The sequence below is a fragment of the Streptomyces sp. SBT349 genome (assembly GCF_001083795.1).
In the GTDB taxonomy this organism is placed as follows: Bacteria; Actinomycetota; Actinomycetes; order Streptomycetales; family Streptomycetaceae; genus Streptomyces.
This window is the reverse complement of the sequence record NZ_LAVK01000036.1, coordinates 21,499-33,544: the sequence shown is the minus strand read 5'-3', so window position 1 is coordinate 33,544 and position 12,046 is coordinate 21,499. Positions and strand designations below refer to the sequence as shown.

General features: G+C 74.2%; 12 protein-coding genes. 8 read left to right on the top strand and 4 right to left on the bottom strand.

Annotation, left to right across the window (positions count from 1 at the left end):
- Positions 1-213: hypothetical protein (locus ADY01_RS40385; protein ID WP_234320121.1), on the bottom strand; the 213-nt coding region annotated here is incomplete at its 3' end.
- 117 nt (positions 214-330) lie between these two features.
- Between ADY01_RS40385 and ADY01_RS07240 the strand changes: the two genes are divergently transcribed.
- From ADY01_RS07240 to ADY01_RS07235, 3 genes are all read left to right on the top strand, one after another.
- Positions 331-1,128, top strand: a complete 798-nt coding sequence (locus ADY01_RS07240; protein WP_234320119.1) for a glycerophosphodiester phosphodiesterase — start codon at positions 331-333, stop codon at positions 1,126-1,128.
- Positions 1,129-1,301: 173 nt separating this feature from the next.
- Positions 1,302-1,736: an ATP-binding protein gene (locus ADY01_RS36740; RefSeq protein ID WP_324612900.1), complete on the top strand. Its 435-nt coding sequence runs from the start codon at positions 1,302-1,304 to the stop codon at positions 1,734-1,736.
- A 45-nt stretch (positions 1,737-1,781) separates the two neighbouring features.
- On the top strand, positions 1,782-2,759 hold the full coding sequence (locus tag ADY01_RS07235) for a DUF5926 family protein (protein WP_049567541.1): 978 nt from the start codon (positions 1,782-1,784) through the stop codon (positions 2,757-2,759).
- A 368-nt stretch (positions 2,760-3,127) separates the two neighbouring features.
- Here ADY01_RS07235 and ADY01_RS07230 read toward each other — a convergent pair whose 3' ends face one another.
- Positions 3,128-3,796 carry a bifunctional DNA primase/polymerase gene (locus ADY01_RS07230; RefSeq protein WP_049567538.1) on the bottom strand — a complete coding sequence of 223 codons (669 nt, stop codon included), beginning with the start codon at positions 3,794-3,796 and terminating at the stop codon, positions 3,128-3,130.
- Positions 3,797-4,187: 391 nt separating this feature from the next.
- Between ADY01_RS07230 and ADY01_RS07225 the strand changes: the two genes are divergently transcribed.
- From ADY01_RS07225 to ADY01_RS07205, 5 genes are all read left to right on the top strand, one after another.
- Positions 4,188-5,552 (top strand): PP2C family protein-serine/threonine phosphatase, encoded by a 1,365-nt coding sequence (locus tag ADY01_RS07225; protein WP_049567536.1) that lies wholly within the window; start codon positions 4,188-4,190, stop codon positions 5,550-5,552.
- 167 nt (positions 5,553-5,719) lie between these two features.
- Entirely contained in the window at positions 5,720-7,156 is a 1,437-nt protein-coding gene (locus ADY01_RS07220; RefSeq protein ID WP_049567565.1) for an aminopeptidase P family protein, read from the top strand.
- 230 nt (positions 7,157-7,386) lie between these two features.
- A complete protein-coding gene (locus ADY01_RS07215) occupies positions 7,387-8,793 on the top strand; it encodes a hemolysin family protein (protein WP_049567533.1) in 1,407 nt (468 codons plus the stop codon).
- A complete protein-coding gene (locus ADY01_RS07210; protein WP_049567524.1) occupies positions 8,790-9,824 on the top strand; it encodes a hemolysin family protein in 1,035 nt (344 codons plus the stop codon). The genes ADY01_RS07215 and ADY01_RS07210 overlap by 4 nt, the downstream gene beginning before the upstream one ends.
- 72 nt (positions 9,825-9,896) lie before the next feature.
- A complete protein-coding gene (locus ADY01_RS07205) occupies positions 9,897-10,391 on the top strand; it encodes a GNAT family N-acetyltransferase (RefSeq protein WP_049567521.1) in 495 nt (164 codons plus the stop codon).
- A gap of 123 nt (positions 10,392-10,514) precedes the next feature.
- On the opposite strand, the gene ADY01_RS07200 is transcribed toward ADY01_RS07205, so the two are convergent.
- Together ADY01_RS07200 and ADY01_RS07195 are read right to left on the bottom strand one after the other, a co-directional pair.
- Positions 10,515-11,021 carry a peptidylprolyl isomerase gene (locus ADY01_RS07200; protein ID WP_234320122.1) on the bottom strand — a complete coding sequence of 169 codons (507 nt, stop codon included), beginning with the start codon at positions 11,019-11,021 and terminating at the stop codon, positions 10,515-10,517.
- Between the two features lie 362 nt (positions 11,022-11,383).
- Positions 11,384-11,884 carry an AAA family ATPase gene (locus ADY01_RS07195; RefSeq protein WP_049567560.1) on the bottom strand — a complete coding sequence of 167 codons (501 nt, stop codon included), beginning with the start codon at positions 11,882-11,884 and terminating at the stop codon, positions 11,384-11,386.
- Between the last annotated feature and the right edge of the window lie 162 nt (positions 11,885-12,046).

The window sequence follows — 12,046 nt, the reverse complement described above, 5'->3', positions numbered from 1 at the left end:
CGCCCAGGCCGCGCCTCCTCCGTCCCCACCCGCGGGCCCGCCCGGCGGAACCGCGGGCGGGCCCGCGGGTGGGGACGGAGGAGGCGCGGCCTGGGCGGGCGTGGCCGACGGGGGACCCGCGGGCGGCGCGGCGCCTGCCGCGCCCGCCTGGGGCTCCGGCGCACCGGCGGCTGGCTCTTCCGGCTTGCCGACGCCGTGGTTCTCGGTGCTCACAGCTCTCTCCTCAGGTCTCTCCTCAGGTGCACGACAGATATACGAGCAGTCTTTCCCATGGTCTGTCAGGCGGACGTAAACACCGCCGCCCGTTCGCTCGCGTGGCACCATGACGCGGTGAACGCCGTCCGCCACCCCATCCGGGTCATCGCGCACCGCGGGGCGTCCGAGGACGCCCCCGAGCACAGCCTGGCCGCCTACCGCAAGGCCATCACGGACGGCGCGGACGGGCTCGAGTGCGATGTGCGGCTGACCGCCGACGGGCATCTCGTCTGTGTGCACGACCGCCGCGTCAACCGTACGTCAAACGGCCGGGGAGCCGTCTCCGCGCTGGAGCTCGCCCAGTTGGCAGAGCTGGACTTCGGCTCCTGGAAGGCCCCGGCGGGCGGGGCGGAGACACCCGACTCGGCCGATCCCGAGCGCACCACCGTGCTCACGCTGGAACGGCTGCTGCGGCTGGTCGCCGAGGCCGGCCGGCCCGTCGACCTGGCGATCGAGACCAAGCACCCGACCCGGTGGGCCGGTCATGTGGAGGAGCGGCTGCTCGCGCTGCTCGATCGGTACCCGCTGCCGGGCCGCGTGGAGGTCATGAGCTTCTCGGCGCGCTCGCTGCGCCGCGTCCACCTGGCCGCGCCCGCCCTGCCCACCGTCTATCTGATGCAGCTGCTCCTGCCGCGCCACCGCGCCGGGCGCCTGCCGCGGGGGAACGCGATCGCCGGTCCCAGCATCCGCATCCTGCGCCGCGACCCCGGCTATGTGGCGCGCGCGCACCGGGCCGGGAACCGGGTGCACGTGTGGACCGTGGACGAGCCGGCGGACGTCGACCTGTGCGCGCGGCTCGGCGTGGACGCGGTCATCACCAACAGACCGAACACGGTGCGTCACCAACTGGACCGCCGGGGCGGCCCCGGTTGACCCTCCCGTCCCACCCGTGAACCGGTTCCACGCGTTTTTCTCACCCCGCGTACCCCGGCGCATTCGCTTGGTATCGGATCATTACGAACGCGTCAACAGATGTGTCATGGCCGGTTTCCGTCCTCTGTCCCCCGGGCACCATCCCAGGGCGTGGGGCGAAGGAGGTCTCGGGGGTGGCGTTGGTGGTCACACAGCAGGTACCGACGTCGTCGTCCATGTCGGTGTCCCACGGCCCGTCAGGCGTGGGAACGGCACGGCGGCGATTGCGCGCGGAATTGCGCGAAAGCGGAACACCGGAAACGGTCGTCGACGATGCGGTATTGATCCTTTCCGAACTACTCAGTAATTCCTGTCGGCATGCGCGTCCGTTGAACGGCGGGCAGGGCGTCCGGGCTTCCTGGAGTCAGGAGGTCGACGGTTCGGTGACAATTTCGGTCACCGATGGCGGCGGCCCCACCAGACCACGGCCCGCGTCACCCTCGGTCACCGCCAGGGGCGGGCGGGGACTGACGATCATCGGGACTCTGTCCCGGGCCTGGGGGGTGCGCGAGGCGGAGGTCTCCGGAGCCGTGACCGTATGGGCGATCCTCTCGGCGCCGGGCGGCTAGGCTCGCGGAACAGCCCTACGCCACACGCACGCAGGAGACCGCACTATGGCCAAAAAGCGCCGCCCTCGTACGCCGACCAGCGCCCCGGCCACCGCGCGGACGTCCGACGGCACGATCCCCGTCGTCGGCGCCAGGGAGCCGTGTCCCTGCGGGTCGGGCCGCCGGTACAAGGCGTGCCACGGCCGGGCCGCGGCGCAGGCCGCGACCGAGCTGGTCCGGCGCCCCTTCGAGGGGCTGCCGGGCGAGTGCGACTGGGTCGCCCTGCGCGAGCTCGTGCCCTCCGCCACCGTGCCCCTGACCCTCCGCGAGGGCCTGCCCGAGGACGTTCCCTCGCTGACCCTCGGTACCGTCCTGCCGATGGCCTGGCCCGCGCTCCGCCGCGACAACGGCGCGGTGCTCCTCGCCCTCCAGAACGACACGGCCACCGGCGACCTCAGCCGCGACCTCGCCGACGTGCTGACGCGCGCGCTGACCACCACCCCGGGGAACGCGGTGCCCGCCGGGCGTCCCGCCGCCGACGGCGCGCGCCTCCAGGATCTCCTCGACCTCGACGTCCCCTTCGAGCCGCAGGTCCACGAGGGCTTCGAATACTGGCTGGAGGACGCCGAGCAGGCGACGCCCGAGGTGGCCGCCTCCCTGGAGCGGGCCAACGCCGCCGCGACGCCCACGGTCCGCCTCACCGGAGTCTCCGCCGCCTACTGGTGCCTGACCCCCGAGAAGAACCACCTGCGCTGGGTCCTCCCGCACGACGAGGAGCCGCTGCTCGACGCGCTGGCCCGCCTGCACGCCGCCGGAGTCGGCACGCTGGGCGGGGACACGCGCCTGGTCGGCTCGTTCCGCGCGCACGGGCTGACCGTTCCCGTGTGGGACCTGCCGTCCGCCATGGGGGCCGAGGAGTGCGAGAAGCCCGCCGCCGCCTTCGAGGAGCGGCTGGCCGAGGCCCTGGCCGCCACCACGCCCCTGTCGGCGGAGGAGCGGCGCGCGCGCAGCGGGCTCACCAACCGGCAGATCACGTTGAACTAGTTGAACCAGCGGAGCCGGCGGACCTCAGGAAGCCGACGGGACCCCGACGGGAGCCGACGGATCCCGACCGGACCCCGACCGGAAACCGGCAGGCGCCACGGGCCGAACGAGCAGGTCAGGTCGTGCCCGGCGGCTCTCGCGCGGAGCTGACAGGCCGACACCCCGGCCCCCCGGGGCGTGATTCCGGTCACAACTCCCCCCATCAGACGCGAGTTCGGGCCGCCCGGGGGCCGCGCGGGATTTGCGAATCCCCGATGAGTTGTTACCTTCTGAGGTGGGCCCGGTCGCTGGTGCATCCCCCGTCGCCAGCGATCGGGTCCGTCCATGTGCGCGCCCGCCGCTTCCGGCGCGGCCCCTGGGCCTGCCGGTCAGTAGGCAAGCCGGCCCCCCGGTTCCGGAGCGCTCAGCCCCGCCTCGACCAGGACGTCCAGCAGGTCGGCGACCCGCGGCAGCACCACACGACCGCCCCGCTTCTCCGGCTCCCGCGCCCAGGCGACCTCTCCGGCGCCCGTGCGCGAGGGCGGCAGCGGGAGGTACCCGCCGGCCCCGTGGAAACGGACCGAGCTCGGCACCCGTTCCAGCGCCCCCAGCAGCTCCCCCAATTCGGGGAACTCGTACGGCTCGACCAGCAGCGCCCAGCGCGTCGGCCCGGCCACCACGGGCCCCGTGGGCGCTCCCCCGCGGTCGAGCTCGTCCAGCGCCCCGGCCGCCGCCGGCGCGGGCAGGCTCACGGCGCAGGGCGCCTTCCCCCCGGTGGCCAGCATGATCGGCGACCGCGGTCGCACCCGCCACCACCAGCCCACCATCCGGGGATCGTTCGTGGCGGCGAGCAGCTCGGGGTCGAGGGGATGAGCCCCCGGGACCACGCAGTCGGGGCGCGGGCAGTCGCACCCGCCGTCCGGCCGTGCCTCGGCGCCCGGGAGCACCGGCCACCGCCACCGCCGCGCGCAGAGGAGCGCGGCCTCGCGCAGCTCCGCGCCTGGACCCCTGCTGTTGCCTTTACCGTTCGTGCGTCGCTCTCCGAGGATCTCGCGCATCAGCGCGTCCCTTCCGTCGCGGGTTCAGATACACCACGTGGAACACAGATCACCGTATGTAGCGGGTCGCGTAGCGAGGGGCGGCGGGCACACTGGGCCTGGCCGCCATCCGGTAGGACGCCAGAACTCGACGGTCCGTTCCGATATGTACCCAGCCCGCCCGGCTCGATCCGCCGCCGGGACGGCCCAGTCGATCGCGGGCCGACCGGCCCGGCGCTGCTTTTCCGCCATTCCCGCCAAACTCGCTACGGTCCGGCCTGTCGAACCGGGAACGAGCCCGCTACCTGGGCATTATCCATCACGGCAGGACCCTACTCGACCGGGGCCCGCGCCACCCCTTCCCCTGGAAAGTCCCGCAGCGACGCTTATCACATGGGGGTTCGCCTTACCTATGAGTACCTCACCCCCGCCGAAAGTGGCCGGAATCCACCCTGTGCTGCCGACCGTCCCACAGACTTCCCAGCCCGCCGACGACGTCACTCTCGGCAGGCCGGGCGGGGTGCACGACCGCCTCGCCTCCTGGATCTCCGACCTCACCACGCTGCACTCCCTCACCGAGCGCCTCGGCCGCACCCGCACCCTGGGCGACGCCCTGGAGGAAACGCTGCGGGCGGGCGCCGGACTCCTCGGCGCCCGCCGCGGACTCGTCTCGCTCCGCCCCGCCGACGGCCTCGGCCCCGAACGCCTCGCCGGCCTCGGCCTCGGCCACGCCGACCTCGGCCACCTCGAAACGGTCCCCCGATCCGTCGAGATCCCGCAGGACACCGACACCGAGCCCGCCGAGATCGTCCACCGCGACATCCCGCACGAGGACGCCCTCGACCCGCGCCACCGCGAGGTCGCCGCCCGGCTCGGCTTCGCCGCCAGCTACGGCGTCCCGCTGGCCGCCGAGGCGCCGGGGCGGCTCGGCGCCGCCGTCTGGCTCTACGACGAGCCGGGCCAGCCCGACCCGCGCCAGCGCCGCCTGCTCTCCCACTATCTGCGGCAGGCGGGACAGCACATCGCCAACCGCCTCGAACTCTGCCGCGCCCGCGCCGCGGTGCGCACCGTCCACGAGGGCCTGTTGCCGCCCCGCCTCCCGCTGCTGCCCGGCGTCACGCTCGCCGTGCGGCACCGCTTCGGCCCGCGCGGCGGCGGCGACTTCTACGACGCGCTCGCCCTCCCCGACCAGGCCCTCGGCCTGGCCATCGGCGGCGCCACCGGCACCGGGCCCGCCGCGCTCGCCGCGATGGGCCGCCTGCGCGCCGGGCTGCGCGCCTACGCCGTGATGGAGGGCGAGGACCCGGTGGCCGTCCTCTCCGACCTGGAGCTGCTGCTGCGGCTGACCGAGCCGGGGCGTTCGGCCACCGCGCTGTTCGGCTACGCCGAGCCCGCCACCCGCCGCATGGTCCTCGCCTCCGCGGGCCACCCGCCGCCGCTGGTCGTGGGCGCGGGGCGCGCGGTCTTCGCCGAGACCACCCTCTCCGCCCCGCTCAACATGCTCGCCTGCTGGGAGGCGCCGAGCGTGCACCTGCGCATCGAGGAGGAAGAAACGGTCCTGCTGTACAGCGACGGGCTGTTGCACCGGACCGGCGAGCCGCTGGACCGGGCCTTCGCGCACCTCCAGGCCGCCGCCGCCTGCGCCCCGCCCGCCGCCCGCACCGACCCCGGCGCGCTGGCCGACCACGTCCTGCACACCATGCTCCCGGACATCGACTCCCCGGGCGCCCGCGACTCCGCCGAGGACGTCGTCCTCCTCGCGGCGCACTTCGCGTAGCCCCCGCGCGCGCACCGGCCGGAGCGCCTCCGACAGTTCGCTGTCGCCCGACGCCGCCGCCCGCCTACCATGGAGCCGACCCGGCCCCCGGGCCGGCCGGCAAGCGAGCGAGCGAGGAGACGGACGTGGCCGAAGAGCAGCGGGCCGAGAACGCCGAGCCCGGCGAGGTGCAGGGGACCGCCGAGACGACGCCCGCCCCCCGGAAGAACGGCGTCGCCCCCCAGGTCTCCGACGAGCTCGCCGAGAACATGAAGCACGGCTGGGCCGACACCGAGCGCCAGGACCTGGACCCCGTTCCTCAGGCCGAGCACACCGCCCGCCGCCGCGCCGCGCTGTCCGCGCGATTCCCCGGCGAGCGCCTGGTGATCCCCGCCGGCCGTCTCAAGACCCGTTCCAACGACACGGAGTACCCCTTCCGCGCCTCCGTCGAGTACGCCTACCTCACCGGCGACCAGACGGAGAACGGCGTGCTCGTCCTGGAGCCGGCGGGCGAGCGGGGCCACGACGCCACGCTCTACCTGCTGCCCCGCTCCGACCGCGAGAACGGCGAGTTCTGGCTGAGCGGCCAGGGCGAGCTGTGGGTCGGCCGGCGCAACAGCCTGACCGAGGCCGCGCGCCTCTACGGCGTTCCCGTCAAGGACGTGCGCACCGTTCCCGACGTGCTCCGGGAGGCGACCGGCCCGGTCCGCGTCGTCCGCGCGCACGACGCCGAGGTGGAGAAGGCGCTCGCCGACAAGGTGACCGCCGAACGCGACGAGGAGCTGCGCGTCTTCCTCTCCGAGGCGCGCCTGGTCAAGGACGCGTTCGAGATCGCCGAGCTCACCCGCGCCTGCGAGTCCACCGCCCGCGGCTTCGAGGACGTGGTCCGCGTCCTCGACCGCGCCGAGGCCACCTCGGAGCGGTACATCGAGGGCACCTTCTTCCTGCGCGCCCGCGTGGAGGGCAACGACGTCGGCTACGGCTCGATCTGCGCCGCGGGCCCGCACGCCACCACGCTGCACTGGGTGCGCAACGACGGCCCCGTCCGCTCCGGCGACCTGCTGCTCCTGGACGCGGGCGTGGAGACCACCGAGCTGTACACCGCGGACGTGACACGCACGCTGCCGGTCAACGGCCGGTTCACCGACCTTCAGCGCAAGATCTACGACGCCGTGTACGAGGCGCAGGAGGCGGGGCTGGCCGCGGTCGTGCCGGGCGCCAAGTTCCGCGACTTCCACCAGGCGGCGCAGCGGGTGCTGACCGAGAAGCTGGTGGAGTGGGGCCTGCTGGAGGGCCCGGTCGAACGCGTCCTGGAGCTGGGGCTCCAGCGCCGCTGGACGCTGCACGGCACCGGGCACATGCTCGGCATGGACGTCCACGACTGCGCCGCCGCCCGGCGCGAGAGCTATGTGGACGGCACGCTGGAGCCCGGCATGTGCCTCACCGTGGAGCCGGGGCTCTACTTCCAGCCCGACGACCTGACGGTGCCCGAGGAGTACCGCGGCATCGGGGTGCGGATCGAGGACGACGTGCTGGTCACCGAGGACGGCCACCGGAACCTGTCGGACGCCCTGCCGCGCCGCTCGTACGAGGTCGAGGCGTGGATGGCGGACCTGCGCGGGTGACCGCGGCGGCAGGGGGCTGACACGTTGCGCTGACACCGCCAATTCGCAGGTGTCAAGTGGGCGAAATGGGGTACAGCCTGGGAACACGGACGCGCGGAGCCGCGTTGTCCGCGTCCCGCCTCTTCCGGAAGGAGACCCGTGCCGGCCCACTCATCTGATCCCGACGGGCATAGTCCCGGACCACCTCGTCAACGTCTGGCGTGCCGCGGCACACGGCGAGGTGGTGTCAGTTGAGTGCCGCGCTCGGCCTGCTCGCCGTTCTCGTCCTGACGGCGGGCACCGGCTATTTCGTGGCCCAGGAGTTCTCGTTCGTGGCCGCCGACCGGCTCGCCCTCGCCGCGGGCGCGGCGGCGGGCGACCGGCGGGCCGCCCGCGCCATGAAGGTGCAGGAGCGGCTGTCGTTCATGCTCTCCGGGGCGCAGCTCGGCATCACCGTGACGGGCCTGGTCGTCGGCTTCCTCGCGGAGCCCGCGCTCGCCGCGCTGATCGACCCGGCGCTCGCCGGCGTCGGCGTCCCGGAGGCCGCGGTGTCGGGGATCGCGCTGGTGCTGGCGTTCTCGCTGGCGACGGGCATCCAGATGGTGCTGGGCGAGCTCGGCCCGAAGAACCTGGCGCTCGCCGTGCCCGAGCGCCTCGCCATGGCGCTGGCCTCCTCGACGCTGCTCTATCTGCGCGTGGCGGGCCCGTTGGTCCGCGTCTTCGACGCCTCGGCCAACCGGCTGCTGCGCCGGGTGGGCATCGAGCCGGTGGAGGAGCTGCACCACGGCGCGACGCTCGAGGAGCTGGGGCACCTGATCGGGGAGTCGCGCGAGCACGGGCAACTGCCGCACGAGACGGCGACGCTGCTGGGGCACGCGCTGGGCTTCTCGGAACGGACGCTGGGCGAGGTCATGGTGCCGCGCGTCGAGGTGAACTCGGTGCGGGCCTCGGCGCCCGCGTCCGAGGTGGTGGAGCTGATCGGCGCGCACGGCCGCTCGCACTACCTGGTGATCGGCGACCGCGTCGACGACATCGTGGGCGTGATCGGGGTGCGCGAGCTGATGCGGGTGAGCCCGGAGCGCATCACCCGGCGCACGGCGGGGGCGCTCGCGCGCAGGGCGCTACTGCTGCCCGACACGCTGCCGCTGCCGGGCGCGGTGGAGCAGATGCAGGCGGCGGACGAGGAGTTCGGCGTCGTGCTGGACGAGTACGGCGGGCTGGCCGGGATCGTCACGCTGGAGGACATCGCCGAGGAGCTGGTGGGCGAGATCACCGACGAGAGCGACCTGGTGGTGGAGCTGGCCGTGCCGGACCGCGGTGGCTGGCTGGTGGACGCCAGGGGCCGGGTGGACGAGGTGGCCGTGGCGACGGGCGTCGCGCTGCCCGAGGACGACGCGTTCGAGACGCTGGCGGGCCTGGTGATCGACCGCTGCGGCCGTTTTCCCGCGGTGGGCGACCTGATCGAGGTGGAGCTGGCCGACGGCGGCCTGGCCCGGCTAGAGGTGCTCTCGCTCGACCGGCGGGTGCCCGCGAGGATCCGGGTCGAGCTGGAGCGTGAGCGGCAGCGCGCGCCGGAGTCCGAGCCCGAACGGGCGCCCGCGCGCGAGCGGGAGCGTGAGCGGTCGCCGTTGCGGGCGTGGGAGGGACAGCCCTCGTGAGCGCGCAGACGGCCGTGCTGATCACGGTCCTGCTGCTGGTGGGCAGCGGCTTCTTCGTGGCGGCCGAGTTCGCGCTCGTGGCGGCGAAGCACCACAGGATGGAACAGGCGCGGGCGGCGGGGGAGCGCGGGGCGCGCGCGGCGCTGGCGGGGATGCGCGAGCTGTCGCTCATGCTGGCGGGCGCGCAACTGGGCATCACCGTGTGCACGCTGGGGCTCGGCAGCATCTCCGAGCCCGCCATAGCGCACCAGATCGACCCGCTGCTGCACGACGCCGGGCTGCCGAGCGGCCTCTCGTACGGGATCGCGTTCGTGGTGGCCATGACGGTGGTGGTCTTCCTGCACATGGTGGTCGGCGAGATGGCGCCCAAGTCGTGGGCGATCTCGCACCCCGAGCGTTCGGCGATGCTGCTGGCGCCGCCGTTCCGGGCGCTGGTGCGTGCGGTGCGGCCGTTGATCTCGGTGCTGAACAAGGTGGCCAACGGCCTGGTGCGGCTGTGCCGGGTCACCCCGCGCGAGAAGCTGACCTCGGTTCACGACCGGGAACAACTGGCCCATCTGGTCGCCGAGTCGCAGCGCCTCGGGCTGATCAGCGAGACGGACTCGGGGCTGATCACGCGGTCGCTCACCGAGCCGCAGTCGGCGGTGGGGGCGTTCCAGGTGCCCGCCGTGCGGATCGCGGAGGTCGCGGCCTCGGCCGGGGCCGAGGTGATCCTCGCCACCGCCGCGGCCAGCGACCACACGCGGCTGCTGGTGCGCGACGGGGCGCGGGTGGTGGGCTCCGTGCATGTGCGGGACGCCATCGTGGCCAGGGCCGGTGGCCGCCGGGTGACGGCCGCCGAGCTGGCGCGGCCCGTGCCCGAGCTGACGGCCGAGGACACCCTGGCGCACGCCGTGGAGCAGCTGCGCCAGCGGCGGGCCTCGCTCGCGGTGGTGCGGGGGGCCGACGGGCGGGTGACGGGGCTGATCAGCCTCGACGACCTGCTGGCGCGCCTGATGACTCCCCTGGCCGGGGCCAAGCCGACGGGCTGACGACGGCGCGGTCCCGTTCGGCGGTATCGGGTCCGGGGTCACGGCCCGGGGTGGGATGCCACGATCGGGCCCATGGATGCTGAGAGCCCCGGCGGGCTGGTGATTCGCCGCGCGAACGCCTCGGACTGGACCGGGCTGGCAGGGATCGACTCCCTCGCGGCCTCGGGCGACCACGCGCGGCGCGCGAGCGTCCGGCGCTGGTGCGAGCAGGGCCTGGCCCTGCTGGCCGGGGACGGGTCCGGCCCGTTGGGATACAGCGTGCTGGAGTACACCTTCTTCGAGCAGGGCTTCGTCACCCTGCTGATGGTCGCGCCCACCGCCCGCCGGCGAGGCGTGGGCGCGCGTCTCCTTGGGGCTACCGAGGCCGCGTGCACCACCCCGAAGCTGTTCACCTCGACCAACGTCTCCAACCACCCCATGCAACGCCTGCTGCGGCGCGTCGGCTGGAGCCCGGTCGGCCTGCTCCACGGCCTGGACGAGGGCGATCCCGAACTCTTCTACCTGTGCCCGCGTGTCCGGCCGCGCGGCGTGGCCGAGGGACATGGCGAGGGAAATGGCGAGGGCTGACCTGGCCTCACGGGTCCGCCGGGTGAGGTCCCCGGGTCCGGGGAGCCCGCACCGGCTGGACAGGGAGGCGGCCCGCGAGCGGCAAGGCGCCCGCGGGCCGCGCGGAACCGCGGCGGAGACCGGTCAGCCGACCGTCACCGACTCGATGGTGATCTCCTCGACGGGCACGTCGCCCATGCCGGTCTCGGTCGTCGCGATCGCGTCCACGATCTCGCGGCTCGCGTCGTCGGCGACCTCGCCGAAGATGGTGTGCGCGCCGTTGAGGTGGGTGGTGGGCGCCACGGTGATGAAGAACTGCGAACCGTTCGTCCCCGGGCCCGAGTTGGCCATCGCCAGCAGGTAGGGGTCGTCGAAGGTCAGCTCGGGGTCGATCTCGTCCGCGAACTGGTAGCCGGGGCCGCCCGTTCCGTTCCCCGCGGGATCGCCGCCCTGGATCATGAACCCGTCGATCACCCGGTGGAAGATGGTGCCGTCGTACAGCGGCTCGCCGTCCTGCTGGCCCTCCCACTCCAGGGAACCGTCGGCCAGGCCGACGAAGTTGGTGACGGTGAGCGGCGCGGACTCGGGGTAGAGGGTGAGCGCGATGTCGCCCTCGCTGGTGTGGATGGTCGCGCTGGTGACGTCCGGCACCTCGACGGAGTCCGGGTCCCCGGGTCCTGGGAGCTGTGCGCCCGAGCCCGCGTTCCCCTCCGACTGCGCGGACTCCTCCTCGACGGGGGGCGGATCCGAGGGGGCCGCCGTGGCGCCGCCGTCCTCGTCGTCGGATTCCGATCCGCAGGCCGCCGTGAGCAGCCCGAGGCAGAGCAGCCCCGTCGCCAGACGCCGAGAGGTGCGATTCATGTCGGATGTTGCCTTCCGTGTGTGCCTACGCGGAGGTTCCCAGCCGTCACATGATGCACCACAACTGCCCTTCTGCCACCAGGCCCTGGGGTGGCCGTCCGCCCCCGCCGTCCCCCGCACGGAAGGTAGCCGGGGCGCGCGGGCGGGTGGGGTCAGCCCTCCACGCGCGCCGCGTCGAGCCCCGCGAGCAGGGCGTCGACGGTCTGGTCCGGCGTCTGCCGCGAGGTGTCGAGCCACAGCCCGAGGCGCGGGGTGGCCTCGCGCAGCGACGCGTCGAGCGCGGCGACGGTCCAGGGCCCGTACCCGTCCTTGGCCCGCGCCTCCTCCCGCGGGGCGACGGTCCCGGGTCCGGGCGCCAGCACCACGACGTGGAACGGGCGGGCGCGCACCAGCGCCGGGAACGCGGCCAGGTCCTCGCCCAGCACGATGTCCTGGACGACGGCGGTGAAGCCCGCCTCCGCGTAGAGGTCGGCCGCGGCGGCGGCGAGCCGGTACCTGAGGCGGAGCTGGGCGCGGGCCTCCTCGGTCTCCTCGGGCATCAGCTCCTCGCGCCCGGAGACGATCATCCGGCGGAACGCGTCGCCGCGGACGTGGGCGGCCCGGGGCAGGCGCGTGGCCAGGGCCTCGGCGACGGTCGACTTGCCCGCGGCCATCACCCCGGTGATCAGCACGACCGAGCCCGGGGGCACACGGGGGTCGGGGGGCACGGGAGACGCGGGAGACACGGGCACACTCCGCGGGGTCGTGGGGCCGTCCGGGTGGCGTTGCGGCGCCGACGGCCGACGATAACGGAGGAGCCCGGGCCGGGGAGACCT

Excerpts from the sequence above, each read along its gene's own strand:
- ADY01_RS07230 (WP_049567538.1), bottom strand. The coding sequence starts at position 3,796 with ATGCGCGAGATCCTCGGAGAGCGACGCACGAACGGTAAAGGCAACAGC.
- ADY01_RS07235 (WP_049567541.1), top strand. The coding sequence starts at position 1,782 with ATGGCCAAAAAGCGCCGCCCTCGTACGCCGACCAGCGCCCCGGCCACC.
- ADY01_RS07195 (WP_049567560.1), bottom strand. The coding sequence starts at position 11,884 with ATGGCCGCGGGCAAGTCGACCGTCGCCGAGGCCCTGGCCACGCGCCTG.
- ADY01_RS07225 (WP_049567536.1), top strand. The coding sequence starts at position 4,188 with ATGAGTACCTCACCCCCGCCGAAAGTGGCCGGAATCCACCCTGTGCTG.
- ADY01_RS07205 (WP_049567521.1), top strand. The coding sequence starts at position 9,897 with ATGGATGCTGAGAGCCCCGGCGGGCTGGTGATTCGCCGCGCGAACGCC.